Raw genomic sequence first — 25,221 nt, forward strand, 5'->3', positions numbered from 1 at the left:
CACTCGCAGGCGCATGAACGTTGCCGCCTTGGGCCATGAAGGACCCGCGGAAGTGAGGGCAAGTCATGTCCGTTCACGACGAACTGACGTCAGTCCAGCGCAGTCTCGACGAAGTGTTCCGATCGCTGGGACGCCTGGAGAAGCAGCTCGGCACCGGTGGCCTGGAGATGCGCCGCGTCCGTGCCGACGCCAACCACCTGCGCGAGAGCGTCGCCCTGCTGCGCGACGCCGCCGCGTCACCGGCCGCGCCGAAGCGCCCCGAGCTGGTCACCATCTCGGACACGCCGTACGACTCCGCCCTGTGGAGCGACTCGGACGACGAGGGGCTCGGCGCCCGGGACCGGCGCGCTCCCTGACCCGGGGAGGAGTCGAGCGCGACCGGCACCTCCCCCGAACCCGACCGGAGTCGTCACGTGGCCACTGGTACGGAACCCCCTGCCACTGAACCCAGACCTGAGAGCGGCGGTGTGCGGGGCGCTGCGCGGGCCGCGATCGCCGCCCCGCATCTGCGCACCGACCGCTGGTGGCTGGCCCCGGCCGGCACGGCCGCGGGATTGCTCGCCTTCATCGTCTACTCGACGTGGCGGGCCTTCGCCGACGCCCACTACTACGCGGCGCCCTACGTCTCGCCCTTCTACTCCCCCTGCCTGGCGGAGCGCTGCGAGCCGATGAGGTCCGGCCCGAACTGGGAGATCTTCGGGAGCTGGTGGGGCATCTCGCCCGCGATCATCATCCTGATCTTCCCGCTCGGCTTCCGCCTGACCTGCTACTACTACCGCAAGGCCTACTACCGGGGCTTCTGGGCGTCCCCGCCGGCCTGCGCGGTGGCCGAGCCGCACAAGAAGTACAGCGGTGAGACCCGCTTCCCGCTGATCCTGCAGAACATCCACCGGTACTTCTTCTACGCCGCGCTCGTCGTCGCCGGGATCCTCACGTACGACACCGTGCTGGCCTTCCGCGACGAGACCTACGCGTGGGGCCACATGGGGCTCGGCACGCTCGTTTTCCTGGTCAACATCGTGCTGATCTGGGCGTACACGATCTCCTGCCACTCCTGCCGGCACATCGTCGGCGGCAAGCTCAAGCACTTCTCCAGGCATCCCGTGCGCTACCGGATGTGGCAGTGGGTGGGAAAGCTCAACGCCCGGCACATGCAGCTCGCCTGGGCGTCGCTGGTGAGCGTGGCGCTCGCCGACTTCTACGTCTACCTGGTCGCGTCCGGCGCCTTCGACGATCCGCGCTTCTTCTAGAGGGATGGGGCCTTATCTGATGTCCGTGGTCGACCGGCAGGAGTGGGACGTCGTCGTGGTGGGCGCGGGCGGCGCGGGCCTGCGCGCCGCCATCGAGGCCCGTGAGCGGGGCGCCCGTACGGCCGTGATCTGCAAGTCGCTGTTCGGCAAGGCGCACACGGTGATGGCCGAGGGCGGCATCGCGGCGGCGATGGCCAACGCCAACGAGAACGACTCCTGGCAGGTGCACTTCCGCGACACCATGCGTGGCGGCAAGTTCCTCAACCAGTGGCGGATGGCCGAACTGCACGCCCAGGAGGCGCCGCAGCGGGTGTGGGAGCTGGAGACCTGGGGGGCGCTGTTCGACCGCACCAAGGACGGCCGGATCTCCCAGCGCAACTTCGGCGGCCACGAGTACCCGCGCCTCGCGCACGTCGGCGACCGCACGGGCCTGGAGCTGATCCGCACGCTCCAGCAGAAGATCGTCGCGCTGCAGCAGGAGGACTTCAAGGAGACCGGCGACTACGAGTCCCGGCTGAAGGTCTTCCAGGAGTGCACGGTCACGCGCGTGCTCAAGACGGTGTCCGACGGCGGCTCCGCCGCGGGCGGGAAGGTCTCCGGCGTCTTCGCCTACGAGCGCGAGTCGGGCCGCTTCTTCGTGCTGGAGGCACCCGCCGTGGTGATCGCCACCGGCGGCATCGGCAAGTCCTTCAAGGTGACGTCGAACTCGTGGGAGTACACGGGCGACGGCCACGCGCTGGCCCTCCTCGCGGGCGCTCCCCTGCTGAACATGGAGTTCGTGCAGTTCCACCCGACCGGCATGGTCTGGCCGCCGTCGGTGAAGGGCATCCTCGTCACCGAGTCGGTGCGCGGCGACGGCGGTGTGCTGCGCAACTCCGACGGCAAGCGGTTCATGTTCGACTACATCCCCGACGTCTTCAAGGACAAGTACGCCGAGACGGAGGAGGAGGGCGACCGCTGGTACGACGACCCGGACCACAACCGTCGCCCGCCCGAGCTGCTCCCCCGCGACGAGGTCGCACGGGCCATCAACGCCGAGGTGAAGGAGGGGCGCGGCTCGCCGCACGGGGGCGTGTTCCTCGACGTGTCGACCCGGATGCCCGCCGAGGTCATCAAGCGCCGGCTGCCGTCGATGTACCACCAGTTCAAGGAGCTGGCGGACGTCGACATCACGGCCGAGGCGATGGAGGTCGGGCCCACCTGCCACTACGTGATGGGCGGGATCGCGGTCGAGTCCGACACGGCGGCGGCGCGCGGGGTGCCCGGTCTCTACGCGGCCGGTGAGGTGGCCGGCGGCATGCACGGCTCCAACCGGCTCGGCGGCAACTCCCTGTCCGACCTGCTGGTGTTCGGCCGCCGGGCCGGCTGGCACGCGGCCGAGTACGCGGCGGGGGCGGCCGGGGCGCGGCCCGTGGTGGACGACGTCCAGATCGACTCGGCGGCCGCGGAGGCGCTGCGGCCCTTCTCGGCCGAGGCGGAGATCGAGGAGCCGAAGGGCGGCCCGCCGGAGAACCCGTACACCCTGCACCAGGAACTCCAGCAGACGATGAACGACCTGGTCGGCATCATCCGCCGGGAGCCGGAGATGGAGCAGGCCCTGGAGAAGCTGGCCGAGCTGCGGCTCCGGGCGAGCCGGGCCGGGGTCGAGGGGCACCGGCAGTTCAACCCGGGCTGGCACCTCGCCCTGGACCTCAGGAACATGCTGCTGGTCAGCGAGTGCGTGGCGCGCGCGGCCCTGGAGCGCACCGAGTCGCGCGGCGGGCACACGCGTGAGGACCATCCGGGGATGGACCGCACATGGCGCCGGATCAATCTGCTGTGCGCGCTCACCGACCCCACGGGCGGACTGGCGGCGACGGACCCGGTCCGCGGCCAGATCACCCTCACCCGTGAGACCACCGAACCCGTCCGTGACGACCTGCTCGCCCTGTTCGACAAGGAGGAGCTGGTCAAGTACCTCGCCGAAGAGGAGCTCCACGAATGAGCGGCTATACGGCCCACTTCAAGGTGTGGCGCGGGGACGTGGGCGGCGGCGGCCTGGAGGACTTCAAGGTCGAGGTCAACGACGGCGAGGTGGTGCTCGACATCATCCACCGCCTCCAGGCCACCCAGGCGCCCGACCTCGCCGTGCGCTGGAACTGCAAGGCGGGCAAGTGCGGTTCCTGCTCGGCGGAGATCAACGGCCGCCCGCGGCTGATGTGCATGACGCGCATGTCGGTCTTCGACCGGGAGGAGACCATCACGGTGACGCCGCTGCGGGCGTTCCCGGTCGTCCGCGACCTGGTCACCGACGTCGGCTTCAACTACACCAAGGCCAGGGAGGTCCCGGCCTTCGTGCCGCCGGCCGGGGTCGGTCCCGGCGAGTACCGGATGATGCAGGAGGACGTGGACCGCTCGCAGGAGTTCCGCAAGTGCATCGAGTGCTTCCTGTGCCAGGACACCTGCCATGTGGTCCGCGACCACGAGGAGAACAAGCAGGCGTTCGCCGGGCCCCGTTTCCTGATGCGGGTGGCGGAGCTGGACATGCACCCGCTGGACGCGGCGTCGGAGGCGGGCCTGGACCGCAAGACCACCGCCCAGGACGAACACGGCCTCGGCTACTGCAACATCACCAAGTGCTGCACGGAGGTCTGCCCCGAGGGCATCAAGATCACGGACAACGCGCTGATCCCGCTGAAGGAGCGGGCCGTCGACCGCAAGTACGACCCGCTGGTGTGGCTGGGCTCGAAGATCAGGAGGCGCTCTTCAGCAGGCTGAGCGCCTGGTGGAGGTTGTGTTCCGCGATCTCCCGCATCCGCTCCGGGTGCGGGAAGTCGCCCTCGATCAGGGTCAGCGGGCCCGAGACCAGACCGATGTGCATCGCCAGGCGGTACAGGCGCAGGCGTGCCTCGTCCAGGCCGGGGGCGCGCAGGGCGTCGTAGTGGGGGCCGAAGCGGAGCCGCAGGAAGACGTGTTCGTGCTCCACGTCGAAGTACATCAGGCCCTCGATGTCGATGAGCGCTGGATGCCCGTCGGGCGTGAGCAGGACGTGGTCCGCCCCGAGCTCGCCGTGGACGAGGGTGTGGTGGTCGCGGGGCCGGACCTCCGCGGCCAGGGCCTGGATCTCCTCCTCCAGCTCCCGGCGAGCGGCGGCGGCGCGGGGGTCGCGTGCGGCGGCTTCGGCCACGGCGCGCAGGGCCCCTTCGGTGACGCGCCGCTCGCAGGAAACGCCGTACGAGGAACCGCCCTTGTCGACGACGGCGACCTTCCCGAACCGGGGACCGGTGTGGCTGTGCAGGGTGGCGAGCAGCCCGGCCATCCGCTCCATGGCCCGCGGGGCCTGCTCCGGGTCGCGGGTCAGGGCGTCCTCCAGGCTGCCTCCGGTGAGGTCCTCGACGACGGCCGCGTCCGCGGGCAGGTGCGTGTGCGTGGAGTCGGCGTACCGGAGGCGGGGGGTGCGGACACCGGCGGCGGTGAGCCGGTCGTGGGCCGCCGTGAACAGGCCGAGGCCCGTGCCGTGCGAGAAGACGTCCCGGGGGTCGGGGTCCGGCTGATCCCAGTAGTCCTCGTCGGCGGACCAGATGTAGGCGACGGCGGTGGAGTCGTCGTCGAGGGTGAGGCGGTAGACGCCCTTCTTGGTGCCGCCGCGCAGGCGTTCCACGCCGGTGAGGGCGCGGGAGCGGCCCAGGGCGGCGCGGGCGAGGGGGGCGAGGTCGGCGGTGGTGAGGGTACGCCGGGTCGTGGTCACCGCACCCAGTCTTCCTTGTAGGAACGCCAGTCCGCCTCGGTGGCGGCGAAATCGATGTAGAGCGCGACGCCGAAGCGGGCCCGGTCCGCGTCCGTGCGGGACAGGCCCAGGCGGACGCCCCGGACCGCCGCGGGGACGGTCTCGGCGTGGTTCCAGTGCCCGAAGCGGTTCTCGTGGAAGAAGGGCAGGCCCATCAGCAGGTCGGTGGACGGCGGGGTGACCTCCAGCGCGAGGGAGGTCTGCTGGGCGACGTAGCCGCCGTAGGTGCTCTGCAGGGGCTGCATCGTGTCGTACGACATCACGGCGATCTGGTCGACGCGGCGGGCGACCTGGCCGAAGAACTCCTGTGACCACCACTTGGGGTGGCCGGTGACACTTCCCCACAGGGTGTGGAAGGCCGGGAGCGGGTCGATCTGGTGGGCTGCGACGGAGAGTTGGGCGTCCCGGGAGCGGGTCTCGCGGCGCAGGGCGCCGAGGAGGGTCAGGAAGTTCCGGTCACCGGAGTGCATCGGCTCGAGGTCGAGGTGGATGCCCTCGTAGCCGAGGTCCAGGATCCCGTCGGCGGAGCGCAGGACGGCGGCGCGGGTCTTCGGGTCGTCCAGGCGCATGCCCTCGTCGCTCTCGGTCGCCAGGACGTCGCCCAGGAACGCCTGGACGCGGACGCCGGGGAGTTGGTCGTGCACGGCGTCGATGAACCATCGGGCTCTCGGATGGACAGCCGCGGGGAGCGTGCCGTCGTGCTCCAGCGGGCCCGAGTGGACGTACAGGTCGCGGATGCCGGTGTCGCGCAGGCGCCGGGCCAGGGCGGTGACGTCGGCGTCCTTCTTGCGCCCGTCGACCCAGGCGTGGCCGAGCCAGAGGGCGTCGCGGTTCCTGGTGTACGTGCCGTCCGCCGGGTCGCCGGTGTAGTTGATGCGGAGGGCTGTCAGCACCGTGAGGAGGGGGAGCAGGAGGAGCAGGGGGAGGGCGATGGCCGTGCGTCTGACCCAGCGTCGGCGTCCCCTCCTCTCGGGGGTCGTGCCCTCCGCGTTCGCCGTGCCCTCCGCGTTCTCCGTGTCCTCCATGCCGACTCCCCCCGGTGGTGCGATCGGTGTTGCCGGGGATGACGATCAGCACGCACGTTCGGTTGCGATCACCCTGGGTCTTCGGTGAGGTGCCGTACGTGCAGGTGGCCGTCCCGGGGGTAGGCGGGCGGCAGCGGCGGCAGAACGGCGGTGAGTTCGTAGCGGCTCTTCTCCGCCACGCGGCAGGAGGCCGTGTTGTCCGTCTGGTGGATGAGTTCGAGGCGCGTCAGGCCGTCGCGGGCGAAGGTCGTGGCAGTCCAGTCGGTCAGTGCCCGGAGGGCGCGCGGCGCGATCGCCCGGCCCCGGGCGCGCTGAGCCGTCCAATAGCCGACCTCGGCGGACGCGGCACCGGGAACGACGTTCTTGAGGACCACGTGGCCGGCCACCAGCCCGCCCGTGCCGGAGGGATGGGCTTCCTCGACGGCGAACGCGAAGTGGCCCCGCTCCCATCCCTGTCGCTGCTCCCGCAGCCACCGCACCGCGCTCGACTCGTCGTCGACGGCGAAGGACGTCCAACGGCGCAGGGCCCGGTCCCGGCCCAACGCCACCAGCCCCGGCGCGTCCGAGGCGGTCCAGGGGCGCAGGACCAGAGCCGGGGCCGTCGGTGTCGCGTCCACCTGGAGCCGCGTCGTGATGTCGGGCATGGGGCGATCGTACGGACGGTCGGCCCCTGTCAGAACAGGCTCAGCAACGCCTCCGCCGGGTCCGTCAGGCTCGTGTCGCCTCCGGGCAGGGGCAGTTCGAACCACACCGTCTTGCCCCGAGGGGTGCGGCGGGAGCCCCACGCGGCGCTGAGGAGGCCGACGAGCTGGAGGCCGCGGCCGCCCTCGTCGGTGTCGCGGGCCCGGCGGCGACGGGGCTGGACCAGGCCGGAGTCCCAGACCTCGCAGACCAGGGTGCGGTCGAGCAGGAGGCGCAGCCGGATCTCGCCCTCGCCGTAGCGCAGGGCGTTGGTGACCAGTTCGCTGACCAGGAGCTCCGTGGTGTCGACCAGGGGTTCCATGTCCCAGGCGAGCAACTGGGCGCGGGCGTACTCGCGGGCCCGGCCCACGCTGCGCGGCTCGCGCGGCAGGGTCCAGTCGCCGACGGACTCCGTGGGCAGCCCCTGTACACGTGCCATCAGCAGCGCGATGTCGTCCTCGCCGTGATGGGTGTCGAGGGTGTTGAGGACGTGGTCGCAGACGTCCTCCAGCGGCTGGGTGGGGTCGGAGAGCGCGCTGACGAAGGCCTGGAGACCTTCGTCCAGGGGGTGGTCGCGGCTTTCGACCAGGCCGTCCGTGTAGAGCGCGAGCAGGGCGCCTTCGGGGAGTTCGACCTCGACCTCCTCGAAGGGCTCCCCGCCGACGCCGAGCGGCATGCCCGGCGGCACGTCGAGCATCAGCGCCGGCTCGCCCGGCTCGACCAGGACGGGCGGCAGGTGGCCCGCGTTGGCGAAGGTGCAGCGCCGGGTGACGGAGTCGTAGACGGCGTAGACGCAGGTGGCGAGGTACACCTCCGAGAGGTCCGCCTCGCGGGGGCGTCGGGCCGCCCGGGTCGCCTGCGTGACACCTCCGGGGGCGCCGAGGCCGCGGGCGATCTCGTCCAGCTGGGAGAGCACCTCGGCCGGTTCCAGGTCGAGCTGGGCCAGGGTGCGCACCGCCGTGCGGAGTTCGCCCATGGCGACGGCGGCGCGCAGCCCGCGGCCCATGACATCGCCGACGACCAGCGCGGTGCGGTGCCCGGGCAGTTCGATGACGTCGAACCAGTCGCCGCCGACCTCGCTGGGCCGGCCGGTGTTGACGTTGCCGGGCAGATAGCGGCAGGCGATGTCGAGGCCGGAGGCCTCCGGGTCGCCGGGCGGGAGCAGGGACCGTTGCAGTATCAACGCGCGTTCGTGCTCCCGGCGGTAGAGGCGCGCGTTGTCGATGCAGACCGCGGCCCGCGCGGCCAGTTCCACGGCGAGGTCGCGGTCCCGGTCGCCGAACGGCTCGCTGCCCTTCGTACGGGCGAACTGCACGAGCCCGACGACCGTGTCGTGGGCGACCATCGGCACCGCGAGCGTGGACTGCACGAGCCCGCCGTCCTCGCCCGGGACGGTCTGCGGTCGGGCCGTGCGCAGCGCGTCCGCGCAGGGCGAGTTGAACGGATAGTGGTGGACGGCGCCGACCGCGACGGGCACGCCGGTGCCGGTGAAGGGCGCGTCGGAGACGGCGCTGGCGAAGGCCACGCGTCGCAGCTCGGCGCTGCCGTCGGCGAGCCCGGGCGGGGTCTCGTCGCCGGCCAGCAGGCCCTGGTAGAGGTCGACCGTGGCCAGGTCGCAGAAACCGGGGACGACGACGTCGAGGAGCTGGCGGGCCGTTGTCTCCAGGTCGAGGGAGTTGCCGATGCGGGCGCCCGCCTCGTTCAGCAGGGCGAGGTTGCGCCGGGCGGCGGCGGCCTCGCGGGCGGCGGCTCGGCGGGCGGTGATGTCGATCCCGAGCCAGGCGATCCCGATGGGACGGCCCGAACCGCTGTGCACGCGGTAGAGGTTGACGGACCAGTGGCGGCGCTCGTCGGAGCCCGGCACGAAGCCCGTGACGTGCATGTCGGTGATGGAGCTGCCGGTTTCCAGCACCCGGCGCAGCGTGGCGGCGACCCGCTCGGCCTCGCCGCGCTGGAGGTAGTCGTGGACGCCCTTGCCGTGGTGGTCGTCGGGCGCGCCGCCGAAGATGGACGCGAACCGCTGGTTGACGCGGCGGACCCGCAGGTCGGGGTCGATCAGCAGGAATCCGAACGGGGATTGACTGAAAATGGCCTGCGAGGCGGCGAGGTCGGTCTCGATGCTGCGCAGGGTGCGCACGTCGACGACGATGCAGACGGCGGCCTTCTCGCCTTCCTCGGTGCGCGTCGGCATGACGTACACCTCGGCGAGCCCCTCGTGGCCGCACTCCCCCTCGACACCCCTCGGCATCCGGAAGGGCACCACGCCGGTCCACTCGCGGCCGTCGAGGATCTCGGCCATCTTGCGCATGCCGCGCTCGCGGTGGCGCGGGTCGATGAACGCCTCGATGGGGTCCATGCCGACGGCGCGGTCGGCGGGGATGCCGAAGAGATGCTCGGCACGCAGGCTCCACTGCTCGACCAGCCCGTCGGGGCCGATGGAGAAGGACGCGACCTTGATGTAGTCGTAGATGGATCCGGGGGGACTGCTCTGCCACAGGGCGTCCCCGGTCCGCACCCCGTCGGCCGCGAGCGCACCTCCCACCGCGGAGGCCAGGCCGTCGGCAGCCCTCGCCCTCGCGCCCTCCGACGGGTCCTCGGACTCCGTGGCCTTCGCTGGTATCTCGCTCACGCGAACCGTCCCCTCCAGCTCACCGCGTCCGGCACCGGTCACCGGGGGCGGCTGCCCGCAGTATCCAGCACTACGGTGCCGCACAACACGGTGTTCACGATCACAGCACGGTCCCGATGGTTTTCGGTCCGGACCGTGACAACACTTCCAGTCTTCTAACCAGGGGACACGTCGTCGAATCCCGTCGGCCGACAACCGCCACTGGCCTGAACCATTCGCTCTACAGCGGCAGGACGTACGTACACCGGATTTTCACTCCGGCACCGCGAGTTCGAACCACACGGTCTTGCCCGCGGCACCGGGCCGGGTACCCCAGCGGCGGGAGGAGGAGGCCACCAGATGGAGTCCGCGGCCGCTCTCGTCCTCCAGGCGGGCGGGGCGCTCGCGGGGCGGGTCCGGCAGCGGGTCGGAGACCTCGACCAGGAGGACGCCGCCCAGGCCCGACGGGCGTACCAGGCGGACCCCGATGGGGCCTGTGGCATGCCGCAGGGCGTTGGTGACCAGCTCACTCACCAGCAGGGCGGCGAGGTCGGCGAGGCTGTCGAGGCCCCAGCGACGGAGTTGGCCACGCACGGCCTGGCGGGCGGTGCGCACGGCACCCGGGTCGGCGGGAAAGCTCCAATCGGCGCAGTCACCTTCGGTGTCGATCACGCCGATCACTTCCCAGGCAGAAGCCCCGCCCATGTCCGGTTTCATGGGGTTAATGGGCACATACCCGATATCTGGGGTGGAGTACCGCGCGGGGCGGCGCACTGTGGCACGAAAGGCGTAGGGAGCGCCCCTACGGCAGTGCGATGAGGGCCGCACGCCCCCGGCCGGCTTCAGACGCCAGGCGCTTGCGGCCCGCCGGAGCCGGGGCCGTGCGAGGCGAGGCCCTCCACGGCTCCCAGGTGCGCGAGGGCCTGCCGTACGGCCGGGACGTCCTGATCGAGCCAGGGCACGTCCCAGATCTCGTCGGGGCCGAGCCAGCGCAGTTCGTCGTGGTCCTGGAGGGGTTCGGGGGCGGCGGAGCCGGGTCGCAGCCTGGCGGTCCACACATGCAGGACGTACGGCGCCCTGAGGGGCCACTCGCCCGGGACCCGCCCGCACATCTCGGCGTCGACGCCGAGTTCCTCGCGCAGCTCCCGCGCGAGCGCCGCGTCGGCCGTCTCCCCGGGCTCGACCTTGCCGCCGGGCAGCTCCCAGCGCCCGGCCAGCTCGACGGGCGCGCTGCGCCGGGCGGCCAGCAGCCGCCCGTCCTCGACCAGCGCGGCCCCCACGACGATCCGCTCACTCATGCGGGGAGCCTACGGGAGCCCCGCCGGCTAGCCGGGATCCCCCGGGGCCCTTCACGATGGTCGGTCGTACGCCCCTCACGACGGTCGGTCGTGCGCCTTTCACGACGGTCAGTCGTGCGTCACGGCCGACCCGTTCTGGCCGAGCCGCTCGACCCAGTACAGCTGTTTGTGGCCGCGACCGTCGAGGCTGTCCGCGATCTTCTGGGCCTCGGCCCGGGTCGCGTACCGGCCCACGCGGTAGCGGTTGCCGTTGCCGTCCTCTCGTATCACGAGCCAGGGAAGAGTGACCGTGCTGTCGTTCATCGCGCCCCTCCACTTCCCACCCGCGGCCTGTGCCGTGCCCCACCCGCTAAGGAAACCGCAATGCGCATATGCCCGAGCCTACGCCTAACCTTTACGCAGCGAACACGGCTTTTCACAAAGAGGTACGCAACCAGCCAGAACACAGGGGGCGCACGCCGACGAACGCGCCGTCGGCGCACCTCGGCGCAACCGGTCCGGGGCATACCGCAGAGGCGAGCGCCGACCTGCGCAAACGACGGCGGGTCGCGGGGCACGCGCCGCCCCGCCCATGACCATCCGCACGGCGACCGTGTGAGCGGGGCGCGCGGGGTGCGCGCCGCGGGGCGGATGTGAGCGTTCGCTACTTGACCGGAAGGTGGTAGGCGACCCGGTACCGATCGGCCGGAACCACCACGTCGGCCGTCTCGACGGGGCGGCCGGAGGCGTAGAACGTGCGCTGGATGGCCAGGACGACATGGCCCGGTACGCCGCCCAGGACGAGCAGCTCCTCGGCGAGGCCGGGGCGGGCGCCGACCTCCTCCGTGACGTTGTCCACGATCACGTCGATGGCGCGCATGCGCTCGACGACGCCCATGCCGCCGACCGGGCCCTCCTCCGGCAGCATCACGGGCGTACGCCCCGTGACGGTGAGGGGCTCCCAGGACGTGGAGAGCATCATCGCCTCGCCGCCCTCGCGGTAGAGGTACCGCGTGCACATGACCCGCTCGCCCGGCTCGATGCCCAGCCGCTCGGCGACCGCGACGCTCGCCTCGGACTGCTCGCTGCTGGACTCCCAGGTGCCGCGGCCCTCGCCGTCGGCCTGCTCCTGGCGGAACGGGGTGGCGCCTCCGGTCGGGCGGTAGCCGGAGCGGGAGATGCGCCGGGGCACGGGCCGCTCGCGCACATACGTCCCCGAGCCGGAGCGGCCCTCGACCAGGCCTTCCGCCATGAGCACCTTGCGGGCCTCCAGCGCGACCGTGTCCGAGACCCCGTACTCCTGGCGGATTCTGGCCTGGGAGGGGAGGCGGGTGTGCGGTGGCAGCTGACCGTCGACGATCTTCTTGCGGAGATCACCCGCGACGCGCAGGTACGCCGGCTGCTCACCGAATGTCACTGGCCGCTCCCATCAGGTTGTACAGACAGCAACAGCGTGGCAACCGTAGATTGTGCGGTGCAAGCAAAGGCCAGAGAATCACTCGATGTGATGACAGAAGGGCCCTGAGGGCTTACGCAGGCACTTTCTCCCCGCTATGGCCGCCGTCACACCTGTGCTTCGGAGGTGCCTCTCTCGTTCTCCCCGGAGGCGGGCGGCGTCGCCCCCAGCGCGAGGGCCTTGCGCGCCGTGACGGTCGCCGGGCCGTCCACGGATCCGTACGCCTCGTCGTAGTGCGCGAAGTAGGTGTCCACGTCGCGTGCGGTGCTCGCCCTGCGCCACTCCTCCCGGGCGCCCTCCATGTCCTCGACCAGGTCGGCGACGGGCTTGCGGGAGCCGGCCGGCCAGGAGTGCCCGCGCAGGGCCTCGATCTGCTCGCCGAGCACGTCGTGGACCTGGCCGGCCCAGGCCCGGTGGGCGGCGAGGTCGTCCTCGGGGCTCTTCTCGGGCTCCTCGTAGAGCGCCGTGTCGAGGGCGTTGGCCGTCGAGAGGAAGACGACCTGGTCGGTGTCGAGGGTGGTGGGGTCGGCGCGCAGGGAACCGGTCAGCTCGGCCTTCCCCTCGGTGTCGCCGAAGAGGCAGGTGATCGCGCGGTCGCCGAAGCGCCAGCTCACCCGGGACGGCAGCAGGTAGTACACGTCGACATCGGCCGGCATCGCCCAGGTGTCCATCGCGTACTGGTCCTGGAGGGCGTAGCACTTCTCGTCGGCGACATCGGTGATCTTCGCGTCGCCCGGGAAGGCGCCGCCGGGCAGGGTGACGACCGCGAACACCTCGGCGTCGTGCCGTCCCTCGCACGGCACCCGGTCGACGTCGTAGGTGTCCCCCTCCAGCCCGCCGGGCGCGTCGAAGCAGTCGCCCTTGTCCAGCGACAGAACCTCGTTGCCCCGTCGCGCGCCGTCCTTGAACCCCTCCCAGACCTCGGACGCGGCGCCCGTGGACAGCACGGCCACCCACAGCACGATCCCGACGGCCGACAGCACGGCCCCCGCGATCGCCAGCCCCCTCCCGCTCTGCCCGGACCGCCGGATCCGCCACAACGCGATCAGCCCCAGCACGAGCCCGGCGGCGGGCAGGAAACAGAGCACGCCGAGCACGAGGGCGGCGACAGCCAGGGCGTTGACCGAGACCGGGGTGCCGTACGGACGCCCTGCGGGGTCGTACGGGCCGTGTGTCCGCGGCCCGTTGGCCGGGGGCGGGCCGTACGGGTCCGGGGGCCGCTGGTTCCCGGGGGGCGGGGGTATCGACACGGGTACGGTGCTCCTGGCTGTGGCGGTGGGCGGGTCCGTCGTACGGCTGGGCGCATCGTAGGGGGCGGAGCGACGGGAGCGGAATGCGGTCGATGCACGCGGCGGTACGGGCGGCGAACCGGTTGACGGCCCGCTGGGCGTCGGAGGCCCGCGCGGGCACGGTGTTCTCGGCGGCGGGAGTCTGGCCACTGCTGGCGCTCCTCGCGGACGGGGCGGCGGGCGCGGCCCGCGAGGAGCTGGAGGAGGCGCTGGGCCTGCCGGCCGGTCAGGCGGGCGCGGCGGCGCGGGAGTTCCTGGCGATGCTGTCCGGGATCGACGGCCTGTCGTCCGCCCTGGGGTTGTGGACCGCGCGGTTCGTGGAGCTGCGCGAGGAGTGGGCGGCGCGGTTGCCGGTGGGGGCACACGGGGTCCTCACCGGGGATGCGGCGGCGGACGGGCGGGCGCTGGACGCGTGGGCCGCCGAGCGGACCGGTGGGGCGATCGGGCGGGTGCGGGTGGAGCCGGTGCCGGACACGTCGCTGGTGGTGGCGAGTGCGCTGGTCCTGGGGGCGGACTGGGAGGTGCCGTTCGAGGGGCATGTCGGCAGCTGGCTCGGCCGCCACGACCGGGCGGGGCTCGTGCGGGAGGTTCCGGGCCTGGACGGCGTCGCCGTGGCTCGCACCGGAGTGGGAACCGTCACGCGGGTGGTCGTGCGTGGCGTGACGGGGGTCGACGTCCATCTGCTGCTGGGCACGGAGCGGATGGGGCCGGGCGAGGTGCTGGGCGCCGGCACGGGCCTTCTGTCCGGCGCGCTGGACGCGGTGCCGGGGAGCCGGCTGCCGGAGGGTGAGGCCGGCCCGGGGCTGCTCGTCTTCAAGCGGCGCACCCACACGCCCGAACCGCCGTCGCTGTCGCTGTTCACCGTGGAGTTCACCCTGCGGGCCGAGCACGACCTGCTGGCCTCGCGCGGCCTCTTCGGTCTGACGACGGCCGCCCGCGACACCCCGGGCGCCGCGCCCTTTCCCGGCGTGAGCCGCACGCCGCTCGTCCTGGACCGCGCGCGCCAGACCATGACGGCCACGTTCGGCGCCGAGGGTTTCAGGGCGGCGGCGGTGGCGACGTTCGCCGCGGTCTACCGGGGCCGGTCGCCGGAGGAGCCGCCGTACGAGACGACCCGGGCGATGGCCTGTTTCGACCGTCCCTTCGGGTTCCTGACGGTCCACCGTGGGAGCGGGCTGGTCCTCGCGGCCGGGTGGGTCAGCGATCCCACGCCGTTCGCGAGGGACGAGGGCGGTCGAGCTCTCAGCCGGAGCCCCGGCGCAGCAGGACCAGTTCCGCGTTCATCTCGGCGAGGAACCGGACGACCACCTCGAGTTCGCCGGGGCTGAACCGGCCCCGGGCCGCGTCGGTGCTCCGGGCCAGGGGCCGGAAGTAGTCCCGCGCCACGCCCCGGGCCGTGTCGGCGTAGTGCAGGTGCACCACGCGGCGGTCGCCGGCGTCGCGGACCCGGCGGATGTGCCCGGCCCGCTCCAGCCGGTCGAGGCAGGCCGTGACCGCTCCGGACGTGAGGTTGAGCTGCCCCCGCAGGCGGCCCGGCGTCATGGGCTCGCCCCCCGCGTCCGGGTCGGAGTCGGCGTCGAGGATCGCGATCAGGGCCTGCATGTCGGTGAGGTGCAGGCCCTGCTCCTGGGCGAACTCCTGGGCGATGCGGTTGAACTCGCTGTTCATCCGGCGCAACAAGACGGCGAAGGTCTGCAACCCGGTGGGGTCGTCCGCCGGAAGGGATGCCGTGGGTGCACCGGAGCCGCTCATGCCCCCAGCCTAGTATCTCTCAATGATTGAGATACTTTATGAATGAGTTACTTCTCCCGTGGCTCACTTCCTACGGCTTGGGATGCGCATGAGAACCGCACAGCGTCGGGCCCGGTGGCTCGTACCGCTCGTCCTGCTCCTCGTCTGGCTGGGGGTGGGCGGAACGCTCGGCCCCTACGCGGGCAGGCTCGGCGAGGTCGCCACCGACGACCAGGCCGCCTTCCTGCCGCGGAGCGCCGAGTCCACCCGGGTGCTGGAGGCCCGCGCGGCCTTCGACCAGTCCGAGACCGTGCCGGCCATCGTGGTCTGGACGGCGGACGGGGCACGGTTCACCGAGGACCGGCAGGCCGAGGCCACCCGGGCCGTCGCCGCGCTCGCCGGGAAGCCCGGCGTCGTGGGCCGCCCGTCGCCCGCCCTGCTCTCCGACGACCGCGGGGCGATACAGGCCGTCGTCCGGCTGGAACCCGACCTGGGCGACGAACTGCCCACCGTCCTCGACGCGGTGCGCGAGGCGGCCCGGGCCGTGCCGGACACGACGGCGCAGATCGCCGGGCCCGCGGCCAGTCAGGCCGATCTGTCGGACGCGTTCGCGGGCATCGACGGACTGCTGCTCGGCGTGGCCCTCGGCGCCGTGCTGCTGATCCTGCTGCTGGTGTACCGGAGCGTGTTGCTGCCGTTCCTGATCATCCTGGGGTCGGTCTTCGCGCTGGGCCTCGCCTGCGCGGTGGTCTACGCACTGGCCGACCGGGACGTGGTCCGGGTCGACGGACAGGTCCAGGGCATCCTGTCGATCCTGGTGATCGGCGCCGCCACCGACTACGCCCTGCTGCTGGCCGCGCGCTTCCGTGAGGAACTCGCCCTGCGCGGGGACCGCTTCGGTGCCGCGGTGGCCGCCGTACGCCGCTCGTTCGGCGCGATCACCGCCAGCGCCGCCACCGTCGCGCTCGGACTGCTGGCCCTGCTCGCGAGCGACCTCACCAACAACCGCGCCCTCGGACCGGTCGGCGCCATCGGCATCGGCTGCGCCGTGCTCGCCACGCTCACCTTCCTGCCGGCCGCGCTGGCCCTGCTGGGCCGCACCGCCTACTGGCCGTCCCGGCCGAAGCCCCCGGAGGAGTCCGGGGAGGGGACCCGCGTGTGGCGCCGGGTCGCGAGGACGGTGAACGGCCGGCCGCGGCGGACCTGGGCGGTGACGGCGCTCGTGCTGGCCGTCTTCGCGGCCTTCTCGCCCTCCCTGTCCTCCAAGGGCGTGCCGCTCGACGAGATCTTCGTGAACGACGCGCCCTCGGTGGCCGCGCAGACGACGCTCGGCGCGCACTTCCCCGGCGGGTCCGGCAACCCGGCCGTCATCATCGCCGACGCCGGTCGCACCGCCGAGGTGACGGCCGCCGCGCGCAGCACCGAGGGCGTGGCCTCCGCCGGCGCCGTCTCCGCCTCCGGCCGTCCCGGGGCGGGCGAGCCGCGCGTCGTCGACGGACGCGTACGCATCGACGCCACCCTGAAGGCCGCGGCGGACAGCGACACGGCCAAGGAGACGGTCGAACGGCTGCGCACGGAGGTGCACGCGGTCTCCGGGGCCGACGCCCTGGTCGGCGGGTACACGGCGCAGCAGTACGACACCCAGCAGACCGCCGTCCGGGACCGGACGGTCATCGTGCCGATCGTGCTCGCCGTCATCCTGCTGATCCTGATGCTGCTGCTGCGTTCCCTGCTCGTGCCGGTGCTGCTGGTCGCGACCGTGGGGCTCAACTTCCTGGCGACGCTGGGGGTGTCGGCGCTGGTCTTCCAGCACTTGCTCGGATTCAGCGGCACGGACGCCTCGGTGCCGCTGTACGGGTTCGTGTTCCTGGTGGCGCTCGGCGTCGACTACAACATCTTCCTCATGTCGCGGGTCCGGGAGGAGGCGCTGGTGCACGGCAACCGGCAGGGGGTGCTGCGCGGGCTGACCACCACCGGCGGGGTGATCACCTCGGCGGGTGTGGTGCTCGCCGCGACGTTCGCGGCCCTGATGGTGATCCCGCTGGCGTTCCTGGTGCAGATCGCGTTCATCGTCGCCTTCGGGGTGCTGCTCGACACGCTCGTGGTGCGCTCCCTGCTGGTGCCCGCGTTGATGATCGACATCGGGCCCCGGGCGTGGTGGCCGAGCACTCTGGCCCGCCGGACCCCGGAAGGAGCCGGAACCAGTACTCCCTCCGGCTGAACCGCCGGCGGCGCCCGTGTCGTGCATCCGCCGAGGGCCCCGGGCGGGAAGTGTTCGCGTCAGGGTCGGCCGTGACCCGACAGCACGGCGACGGCGTCGGCGGACGGAGGCACGACCATGACGACGGACGGGCAGCGGCTGCACTGCCTGGTCACCGGGGCGTCCGGCTACATCGGCGGACGCCTGGTGCCGGAACTGCTGCAGGAGGGCCACCGCGTCCGGTGCCTCGCCCGCTCCCCCGGCAAGCTCCGCGACCACCCCTGGGCGGCGCACGCCGAGGCGGTCCAGGGGGATGTCACGGACCCGGAGTCGGTCGCCGCCGCGATGCGCGGGGTGGATGTCGCCTACTACCTGGTGCACGCCCTCGGCTCCGGCTCCGGGTTCGAGGACACCGACCGCGCAGCCGCCCGGATCTTCGCCGAACAGGCCCGGGCGGCCGGCGTACGGCGGATCGTCTACCTCGGCGGGCTCACGCCGCGTGGCGTCCCCGAGGGGGAGCTCTCCCCGCACCTGAGGTCCCGGGCCGAGGTGGGGCAGATCTTCCTCGACTCGCCCGTGCCCGCGACCGTGCTGCGCGCGGCCGTCGTCATCGGCTCGGGCTCGGCGTCGTTCGAGATGCTGCGCTACCTCACCGAACGCCTGCCCGTCATGGTCACCCCCAGCTGGGTGCACACCCGCACCCAGCCCATCGGCGTACGGGACGTGCTGCGCTACCTCGTCGGGTCGGCCACCATGCCGGACGACGTCGACCGGGCCTTCGACATCGGCGGCCCGGACGTCCTCACCTACCGGGACATGATGCGGCGCTACGCCGCCGTCGCCGGACTGCGGCGGCGGTTCATCGTGCCGGTCCCGGTCCTCACCCCGCGGCTGTCCAGCCACTGGGTCGGCCTGGTCACGCCGGTGCCCGCCTCGCTCGCCCGTCCGCTGACCGAGTCGCTGCGGCACGAGGTCGTCTGCCACGAGCACGACATCGCCCGGTACGTGCCCGACACCCCGGGCCGGCCGCTGCCGTTCGACGAGGCGCTGGGCCTGGCGCTGCGCCGGGTGCGGGAGGCGCAGGTCTCCACGCGCTGGTCCTCCGCCTCGGTGCCCGGGGCGCCCAGCGACCCGCTGCCCACCGACCCCGACTGGGCGGGCGGCAGCCTCTACCAGGACGAGCGGCAGCGGCCGGTCGACGCGTCCCGGCCCGCGCTGTGGAAGGTGATCGAGGGCATCGGCGGCGACAACGGCTGGTACTCCTCCCCGCTGGCCTGGGCGGTCCGGGGCTGGCTGGACCGGTTCGCGGGCGGGGTCGGGCTGCGCCGCGGCCGACGGGACACCGAGCGGCTGAGGGTCGGCGACTCGCTGGACTTCTGGCGGGTCGAGGAGATCGAACCGGGGCATCTGCTGCGGCTGCGCGCCGAGATGCGGCTGCCCGGCCTCGCCTGGCTGGAGATGTACGCCGAGACCGACGACGAGGGCCGCACCCGCTACCGGCAGCGCGCCCTGTTCCACCCGCGCGGCCTGCTGGGCCACGCCTACTGGTGGAGCGTCGCCCCGTTCCACTCCGCCGTGTTCGGCGGCATGGCGCGCAACATCGCGCGGGCGGCGGCCGAGGGCACGAGCGGACGCCGGAGCGCCTCGCGCATCCGACGGGCCCGCAAGCGGCGAAGTCTCCGGGAGCAACGAACGGAATCCGCATCCCCGCACCAGGAGTGACGCCATGACCGTCGCGGTCGTCCTGTTCACCTCGGACCTGCGTCTGCACGACCATCCGCCCCTGCACGCGGCGCTGAAAACGGCCGACGAGGTGGTGCCCCTGTTCGTCCGCGACCCCGCCGTCCACGCCGTGGGATTCGACGTGCCCAACCGGGCCGCCTTCCTCGCCGACTGCCTGGCCGACCTGGACTCCTCGCTGCGCCGGCGCGGCGGGCGGCTGGTCGTGCGCACCGGGCCGGTCACCCGGGAGGTCCGCGCGGTCGCCGCCGCGTGCGGTGCCGCGGAGGTGCACATGGCCGCGGGAGTCACCGGCTTCGCCCACCGCCGTGAGGAGCGGCTGCGCAAGGAACTCGACGCGGACGGTGTCGCGCTGCGGGTGCACGACCGCGTGATCACCGCCGTCGCGCCGGGGGCCGTGACCCCCCAGGGCTCGGACCACTTCGCCGTCTTCACGCCGTACATGCGCCGCTGGTCCAAGGAGCCGCTGCGCGACCCCCTGCCCGCCCCGCGTGCCGTGCGGGTCCCCGAGGCGGTGCGCGGCGAGGAGCTGCCGTCCCGCGCGGGGGTGGCGGACGTGTCGCCGGACCTCCCGGCCGGCGGCGAGTCGGCGGGCCGCGACAGGTTCGCGCGGTGGGCGGACACCGGCCTGGCCCGGTACGAGGAAGGGCACGACGACCTGGCCGGTGACGCGACCTCACGCCTGTCGCCCTACCTGCACTTCGGGGCGCTGTCGCCGGTGGAGGTGGTCCGGCGGGCCCGGTCGAAGGGCGGCCCCGGGGCGGAGGCGTTCGTCCGTCAGCTGTGCTGGCGCGACTTCCACCATCAGGTCCTCGCGGCCCGGCCCGAGGCGTCGGTCCGGGACTACCGCTCCCGGGGCGACCGGTGGCGGGGCGAGGAGGACGCCGCCGAGGAGATCGCCGCGTGGCGGGAGGGACGCACCGGCTACCCGGTGGTCGACGCGGGCATGCGCCAGCTGCGCCACGAGGGCTGGATGCACAACCGGGCCCGGCTGCTGGTGGCGAGCTTCCTCACCAAGACGCTGTACGTGGACTGGCGGATCGGCGCCCGGCACTTCCTGCGGTTCCTCGTCGACGGCGACCTCGTCAACAACCAGCTGAACTGGCAGTGGGTCGCCGGCACCGGCACCGACACCCGCCCCCACCGCGTCCTCAACCCCGTGCTCCAGGGCAAGCGCTACGACCCGGACGGCGCCTACGTACACCGCTGGGTGCCCGAACTGGCCGGTGTCGGCGGCGCCGCGGTGCACGAGCCCTGGCGGCTGCCGGAGGACGAGCGGGCCCGGCTGCGCTATCCGGCGCCGCTCCTCGATCTCGGCGAGGGCCTGGCCCGCTTCCGGCAGGCCCGGGGCCGCGACTGAGAGCGCGGTTCACGACCGAGGGCCCGGTTCACGGTCGAGAGCCCGCCATCCGGCGCATCCGAAACGCCTCTGTCCGGGGAAGCACTGATGTGCGGATGACCGGAAGCGAGAAGGGGTTGCGCATGCTTGGACCGCGGCCGACGGTGGCCGGACCGGCGGAGACGAACCACGCCCCGCTCACCGCTCCCGGGGCCACCCGCGCCATGGAGACGGTCCTGGAGCGGGTGCTGGAGGCGCGGCTGCGGCAGGCCCGCGACACCGACGCGGTGTTCGCCGCCGACATGGCCGACCGTCTCGCCGCGTACGTCCGGCGGGGCGGCAAGCGGTTGCGTACGGCGTTCGTGTGGTGCGGCTGGCGGGCCGCGGGCGGTTCGGGCGACGCGAGCGCGGTCCTGCGCACGGGGGCCGCCCTCGAACTGCTCCAGGCCTGCGCCCTCATCCACGACGACGTGATGGACGGGTCACCGCTGCGCCGGGGCGCCCCCGCGATGCACGTGGACTTCGCCCGCGGGCACCCGGCCGACCGCACGGGCGGGGCCGCCGAGCCGGCCCACGGGCACCCGGCCGGCCACACCGGCGCGGCCCCCGAGTCGTTCGGGACGTCGGCGGCCGTGCTCGCGGGTGATCTGGCGCTGGCGTGGGCGGACGACCTGCTCGCGGAGACGGCGCTCGCCTCGCCGCACGGCCCGCGGTTGTTCGAGGAGTGGCGGGCCATGCGCACCGAGATGGTCGCCGGGCAGTACCGCGACCTGCGCGCGCAGGCGAGCGGCTCGTCCGGAGCCGAGGAGGCGCTGACCATCGCCGTCCTGAAGAGCGCCCGGTACACGGTCGCGCGGCCCCTGGCGCTGGGCGCGTCGCTGGCCGGCGCCGACGCCCGCACCCTGGGCGCGCTGCGGGCCGCCGGCCGGTGCGCGGGCCTGGCCTTCCAACTGCGCGACGACCTCCTCGGGGCGTTCGGGGACCCGGCGCTGACCGGCAAGCCGGCCGACGAGGACCTGCGCGCCCGCAAGCTCACTCCGCTCCTCGCCGTCGCCGTCCGGCTCGCGGAGACCACCGGCGACCGGGACGCCGCCGCCGTGCTCGCCCCCGACGCGGACGCCCGGCCCGGGCACTCCGTCGAGCGGATGCGGGCGGCGCTGGAGCGCACGGGTGCCCGGGCCGAGGTGGAGGCGAGGATCGCCGACCTGGCGGCCTCCGGCCTGCGGCATTTCGAGGCGACCGGCGCCGCCCCCGGCGTACGGCGGGAGTTCGCCGCGCTGGTCGAGCGGGCCTCGGGCGTCGCCCCGCAGCAGGCGGAGGAGCTCGTATGAGGACGGTGACGGGGCCGACGGACCATGTCGTCGTGGTGGGCGCCGGCCTGTCCGGGCTCGCCTGCGCCCTGCATCTGCTGGGCGCCGGCCGCAGGGTCACCCTCGTCGAACGGGACGACGGCCCGGGCGGAAGGGCCGGGCGGCTGCGGCTCGGCGACTACCTGGTGGACACCGGACCCACCGTGCTGACGATGCCTCATCTGGCCGATGAGGCGTTCGCGGCCGTCGGCGAGAACCTCGACCGGCACGTCGAGCTGCTGCCTCTGCACCCCGCCTACCGGGCGGGCTTCGCGGACGGGACCTCGCTCGACGTGCACACCGACGGCGACGCCATGGAGGCGGAGGTGCGGCGTTTCGCCGGACCGGCGGAGGCGGCGGGCTACCGCAGGCTGCGGGAGTGGCTGGAGCGGCTGTACCGGGCGCAGATGCGCCGCTTCATCGACACCAACTTCGACTCGCCGTTCCAGCTGGCGCACCCGGACCTGGCCCGGCTGGCGGCGCTCGGCGGTTTCGGGCGCCTCGACGGCGCGATCGGCCGCTTCCTCTCCGACGCCCGCCTGCGCCGCGTCTTCTCCTTCCAGGCCCTGTACGCCGGGGTGGCACCGGCCCGGGCGCTGGCGGCCTACGCGGTGATCGCCTACATGGACACCGTGGCCGGCGTCTGGTTCCCCAGGGGCGGCATGCACGCGCTGCCCCGCGCGATGGCGGACGTGGCCGCCGGGGCCGGTGCCGAACTGCGCTGGTCGGCCGAGGTGAGCGCGCTGGAACGCTCGGCGGGCCGGGTGCGGGCCGTCCGCCTCGCCTCGGGCGAGCGCATCCCGTGCGACGCGGTGGTGCTGACCTGCGAACTGCCCGCCGCGCACCGGCTGCTGGGCCGGGCACCCCGGCGTCCGGTACGGCTGCGGCACTCGCCGTCCGCGGTGGTCCTGCACGCGGGGACCGACCGCACCTGGCCCCACCTCGCCCACCACACGCTGTCCTTCGGCGGCGCCTGGGAGCGCACCTTCGACGAACTGACCCGCTCGGGAACGCTGATGAGCGACCCGTCCCTGCTGATCACCCGCCCGACCACGCACGACGCCTCCCTGGCACCGCCGGGCCGCCACCTCCACTACGTCCTGGCACCCTGCCCCAACACCGACGTCGGCCCGTCCGCCACGGCCTGGCGCGACCTGGGCCCGCGCTACCGCGACACCCTGGTCGCCGAGCTGGAGCGCCGCGGCCTCGACGGGTTCGGCGACAGCATCCGGAAGGAACAGCTGGTGACCCCCCTCGACTGGACGGCCCAGGGCCACGCGGCGGGCAGCCCCTTCTCCGTCTCCCACACCTTCGCCCAGACCGGTCCCTTCCGGCCGCGCAACCTCGTCCGCGGCGTGGACAACGTGGTGCTCGCCGGCTGCGGGACCACACCCGGTGTCGGCGTACCGACCGTGCTCATCAGCGGAAAACTCGCCGCCGCCCGCGTCACCGGGGGCCGCACCCGGGCGAGCCGGCCCCCGGACCGCCGCCCGACCACCCCGACCGGAGCAGGTGCCCATGACCCGTCGTGAACTGGACGCCGCCGGGATCACCGACCCAGGCCTGCGCACCGACTACGGCGTGTGCCGGCGGCTCAACGCCCGGCACGGCCGGACCTACTTCCTGGCCACGCGCCTGCTGCCGCTGGAACGCCGTTCCGCGGTGCACGCGCTGTACGGCTTCGCCCGCTGGGCCGACGACATCGTCGACGACCTGGACCGGCGTCTGACCCCCGACGAGCGGGACCTGCTGCTGAAGCGGCTGGAGGGCGACCTCGCGCACGCGCTGCGCACCGGCGGCGGGACCGAACCGGTGGTCCGGGCCGTGGCCGACACCGCCGACCGTTACGGCATCGACGTGGACCTGTTCGCCGACTTCCTCGCCTCGATGCGCGCCGACCTGACCGTCACGGACTACCCGACCTACGCCGACCTGCGGGCCTACATGCACGGCTCGGCCGCGGTGATCGGCCTGCAGATGCTGCCCGTGCTCGGCACGGTCGTCCCGCGCGCGGAGGCGGCACCGCACGCGGCGGCCCTCGGGGTCGCGTTCCAGCTGACCAACTTCCTGCGGGACGTGGGCGAGGACCTCGACCGCGGTCGCGTCTACCTGCCCGCCGACCTGCTCGCCGCCCACGGCGTGGACCGGCCGCTCCTGCAGTGGAGCAGGCGCAGCGGCCGCGGCGACCCGCGCATCCGGGCGGCACTCGTCGCCGCCGAGGCCCTGACCAGGGACGTGTACCGGGACGCGGAACCGGGCATCGCGATGCTCGACCCGCGGGTACGCCCCTGCATCAGGACCGCGTTCACGCTGTACGGCGGCATCCTCGACGCGATCGCCCGGCACGACTACACCGTGCTGCACCGCCGGGCGGTGGTACCCCGCCGGCGGCGGGCGGCCACCGCCGCGGCCGGTGTCCTCAAGGTGGCCCGCGCCCGGTGGCAGGCGCCGCCCGCGGCGGACCGCGCAGCACTGGAACGGAAAGGACCGGGCCGTGGCTGACCGGGCGGACAAGGCACGCTGGACCTCACCGCTGCGGCGGCGCCGCGGCCCCGGCTGGGCGGAGCAGACACCGACCTGGCGCGCGGCCCGGCCGGCGCTGATCGCCGACACCCTCAAACGCGCGTCCGCCCGGCCCTCCGGCAACTGGTTCGTGGCCGGCGCCTCCCGGGAGGTGCGCCCGGGCAGCCCCTATGGGAGGACCGTCGGCGGTGTCGAAGTGGTGCTGTGGCGCTCGCGGTCGGGCGGCCTCCGGGCCGGCCCCGGGGCATGCCCGCACCTCGGCGCACCCCTGCGGGACAGCCGGGTGGTGTGCGGCACGCTGGTGTGCCACTGGCACGGACTGGCCCTGGACGGCTCCGCGTTCGCCGACTGGCAGCCGTACCCGGCCCACGACGACGGGGTGCTGGTGTGGGTACGGCTGGACGCGGTCGGCGGTGAGGAGCCGACGGAGCGGCCCGTGGTCCCGGACCGTCCCGCACCGGGCAGCGGGGTGGACGCCGTGTACACGGCGGTCGGGCGGTGCGAACCGCAGGACGTGGTGGCCAACCGGCTCGACCCGTGGCACGGCTCCTGGTTCCACCCGTACTCCTTCGTCGATCTGACGGTCGTGAGGGAGCCGCGGGGCGACGAGGACGACGCCTTCGAGGTGGACGTCTCCTTCCGGGTGGCGGGCCGTCTGGTGGTGCCCGTACGGGCCGAGTTCACCGCGCCCGAGCCGCGCACCGTCGTCATGCGCATCACCGACGGCGAGGGCGCCACGTCCGTGGTGGAGACCCATGCCACGCCGCTGACCGCCGGGGACGCGCAGCGGCCGCGGACCGCCGTGATCGAGGCGGTCGTCGCCGCCTCGGACCGGCGCGGCTTCGCCCTGGCCCGGGCCGCAGCCCCCGTCCTGCGCCCCCTGATGCGGCGCACCGCCGGGCGCCTGTGGCGCGACGACCTCGCCTACGCGGAGAGGCGCTGGGAGTTGCGCAGCAGCGGGCGGTTTCCCGGCTGACACGACCCCGC

At 73.4% G+C, this 25,221-nt stretch carries 22 protein-coding genes; 12 read left to right on the forward strand and 10 right to left on the reverse strand.

Annotated features, from left to right (window positions below; all coding sequences use genetic code 11):
* The first annotated feature begins 65 nt into the window (after positions 1–65).
* Genes IE153_RS25175 through IE153_RS25190 form a run of 4 tightly spaced genes read left to right on the forward strand, consistent with a single transcriptional unit; the run spans position 66 to position 4,007 of the window.
* Positions 66–356 carry an Rv0250c family protein gene (locus IE153_RS25175; protein ID WP_031103292.1) on the forward strand — a complete coding sequence of 97 codons (291 nt, stop codon included), beginning with the start codon at positions 66–68 and terminating at the stop codon, positions 354–356.
* Between the two features lie 57 nt (positions 357–413).
* Positions 414–1,250: a succinate dehydrogenase subunit SdhC gene (gene sdhC, locus IE153_RS25180; protein ID WP_189592096.1), complete on the forward strand. Its 837-nt coding sequence runs from the start codon at positions 414–416 to the stop codon at positions 1,248–1,250.
* 19 nt (positions 1,251–1,269) lie between these two features.
* Positions 1,270–3,234, forward strand: a complete 1,965-nt coding sequence (locus tag IE153_RS25185) for a fumarate reductase/succinate dehydrogenase flavoprotein subunit (protein WP_189592097.1) — start codon at positions 1,270–1,272, stop codon at positions 3,232–3,234.
* Complete coding sequence (locus tag IE153_RS25190; protein WP_189592098.1) at positions 3,231–4,007, forward strand: succinate dehydrogenase/fumarate reductase iron-sulfur subunit; 777 nt, start codon at positions 3,231–3,233, stop codon at positions 4,005–4,007. Before IE153_RS25185 ends, IE153_RS25190 begins: the two co-directional genes overlap by 4 nt.
* Here the strand turns inward: IE153_RS25190 and IE153_RS25195 are convergent.
* The 9 genes from IE153_RS25195 to IE153_RS25235 all read right to left on the reverse strand — a co-directional run bounded on the left by IE153_RS25195 (position 3,982) and on the right by IE153_RS25235 (position 13,313).
* Positions 3,982–4,977 (reverse strand): phosphotransferase family protein, encoded by a 996-nt coding sequence (locus IE153_RS25195; protein ID WP_189592099.1) that lies wholly within the window; start codon positions 4,975–4,977, stop codon positions 3,982–3,984. The genes IE153_RS25190 and IE153_RS25195 overlap by 26 nt on opposite strands.
* A complete protein-coding gene (locus IE153_RS25200) occupies positions 4,974–6,041 on the reverse strand; it encodes a glycoside hydrolase family 18 protein (protein ID WP_189592100.1) in 1,068 nt (355 codons plus the stop codon). The genes IE153_RS25195 and IE153_RS25200 overlap by 4 nt, the downstream gene beginning before the upstream one ends.
* 68 nt (positions 6,042–6,109) lie before the next feature.
* On the reverse strand, positions 6,110–6,685 hold the full coding sequence (locus IE153_RS25205) for a GNAT family N-acetyltransferase (protein ID WP_189592101.1): 576 nt from the start codon (positions 6,683–6,685) through the stop codon (positions 6,110–6,112).
* A gap of 29 nt (positions 6,686–6,714) precedes the next feature.
* A complete protein-coding gene (locus IE153_RS25210) occupies positions 6,715–9,351 on the reverse strand; it encodes a SpoIIE family protein phosphatase (RefSeq protein ID WP_189592102.1) in 2,637 nt (878 codons plus the stop codon).
* Between the two features lie 252 nt (positions 9,352–9,603).
* On the reverse strand, positions 9,604–10,047 hold the full coding sequence (locus tag IE153_RS25215; protein WP_189592103.1) for an ATP-binding protein: 444 nt from the start codon (positions 10,045–10,047) through the stop codon (positions 9,604–9,606).
* Positions 10,048–10,172: 125 nt separating this feature from the next.
* A complete protein-coding gene (locus IE153_RS25220; RefSeq protein ID WP_189592104.1) occupies positions 10,173–10,628 on the reverse strand; it encodes a (deoxy)nucleoside triphosphate pyrophosphohydrolase in 456 nt (151 codons plus the stop codon).
* Positions 10,629–10,736: 108 nt separating this feature from the next.
* Positions 10,737–10,931 carry an SPOR domain-containing protein gene (locus IE153_RS25225; RefSeq protein WP_189592105.1) on the reverse strand — a complete coding sequence of 65 codons (195 nt, stop codon included), beginning with the start codon at positions 10,929–10,931 and terminating at the stop codon, positions 10,737–10,739.
* 340 nt (positions 10,932–11,271) lie between these two features.
* Complete coding sequence (locus IE153_RS25230; protein WP_189592106.1) at positions 11,272–12,024, reverse strand: GntR family transcriptional regulator; 753 nt, start codon at positions 12,022–12,024, stop codon at positions 11,272–11,274.
* A gap of 146 nt (positions 12,025–12,170) precedes the next feature.
* Positions 12,171–13,313 (reverse strand): DUF4190 domain-containing protein, encoded by a 1,143-nt coding sequence (locus IE153_RS25235; RefSeq protein WP_189592107.1) that lies wholly within the window; start codon positions 13,311–13,313, stop codon positions 12,171–12,173.
* 83 nt (positions 13,314–13,396) lie between these two features.
* Between IE153_RS25235 and IE153_RS25240 the strand changes: the two genes are divergently transcribed.
* Positions 13,397–14,680 (forward strand): serpin family protein, encoded by a 1,284-nt coding sequence (locus IE153_RS25240; RefSeq protein ID WP_189592108.1) that lies wholly within the window; start codon positions 13,397–13,399, stop codon positions 14,678–14,680.
* On the opposite strand, the gene IE153_RS25245 is transcribed toward IE153_RS25240, so the two are convergent.
* Positions 14,595–15,104, reverse strand: a complete 510-nt coding sequence (locus IE153_RS25245) for a MarR family winged helix-turn-helix transcriptional regulator (RefSeq protein WP_189592109.1) — start codon at positions 15,102–15,104, stop codon at positions 14,595–14,597. The genes IE153_RS25240 and IE153_RS25245 overlap by 86 nt on opposite strands.
* A gap of 88 nt (positions 15,105–15,192) precedes the next feature.
* Here IE153_RS25245 and IE153_RS25250 point away from each other — a divergent pair, with 88 nt between their 5' ends.
* From IE153_RS25250 to IE153_RS25280, 7 genes are all read left to right on the forward strand, one after another.
* Positions 15,193–17,304 (forward strand): MMPL family transporter, encoded by a 2,112-nt coding sequence (locus IE153_RS25250; protein ID WP_189592110.1) that lies wholly within the window; start codon positions 15,193–15,195, stop codon positions 17,302–17,304.
* A 117-nt stretch (positions 17,305–17,421) separates the two neighbouring features.
* On the forward strand, positions 17,422–19,005 hold the full coding sequence (locus IE153_RS25255) for an SDR family oxidoreductase (protein WP_189592111.1): 1,584 nt from the start codon (positions 17,422–17,424) through the stop codon (positions 19,003–19,005).
* A gap of 4 nt (positions 19,006–19,009) precedes the next feature.
* Positions 19,010–20,383: a cryptochrome/photolyase family protein gene (locus IE153_RS25260; RefSeq protein ID WP_189592112.1), complete on the forward strand. Its 1,374-nt coding sequence runs from the start codon at positions 19,010–19,012 to the stop codon at positions 20,381–20,383.
* 122 nt (positions 20,384–20,505) lie between these two features.
* The gene (locus IE153_RS25265; RefSeq protein ID WP_189592113.1) at positions 20,506–21,693 is read left to right on the forward strand and encodes a polyprenyl synthetase family protein; all 1,188 of its coding nucleotides are present in this window, start codon (positions 20,506–20,508) and stop codon (positions 21,691–21,693) included.
* A complete protein-coding gene (locus tag IE153_RS25270; protein WP_189592114.1) occupies positions 21,690–23,243 on the forward strand; it encodes a phytoene desaturase in 1,554 nt (517 codons plus the stop codon). Before IE153_RS25265 ends, IE153_RS25270 begins: the two co-directional genes overlap by 4 nt.
* Positions 23,230–24,213, forward strand: coding sequence for a phytoene/squalene synthase family protein (locus IE153_RS25275; RefSeq protein ID WP_189592115.1), 984 nt, complete (start codon positions 23,230–23,232; stop codon positions 24,211–24,213). The genes IE153_RS25270 and IE153_RS25275 overlap by 14 nt, the downstream gene beginning before the upstream one ends.
* Positions 24,206–25,210, forward strand: coding sequence for a Rieske (2Fe-2S) protein (locus IE153_RS25280; RefSeq protein ID WP_229829156.1), 1,005 nt, complete (start codon positions 24,206–24,208; stop codon positions 25,208–25,210). Before IE153_RS25275 ends, IE153_RS25280 begins: the two co-directional genes overlap by 8 nt.
* Positions 25,211–25,221 lie beyond the last annotated feature (11 nt).

This window comes from Streptomyces massasporeus, from assembly GCF_014648995.1.
GTDB classification, from domain to species: domain Bacteria; phylum Actinomycetota; class Actinomycetes; order Streptomycetales; family Streptomycetaceae; genus Streptomyces; species Streptomyces massasporeus.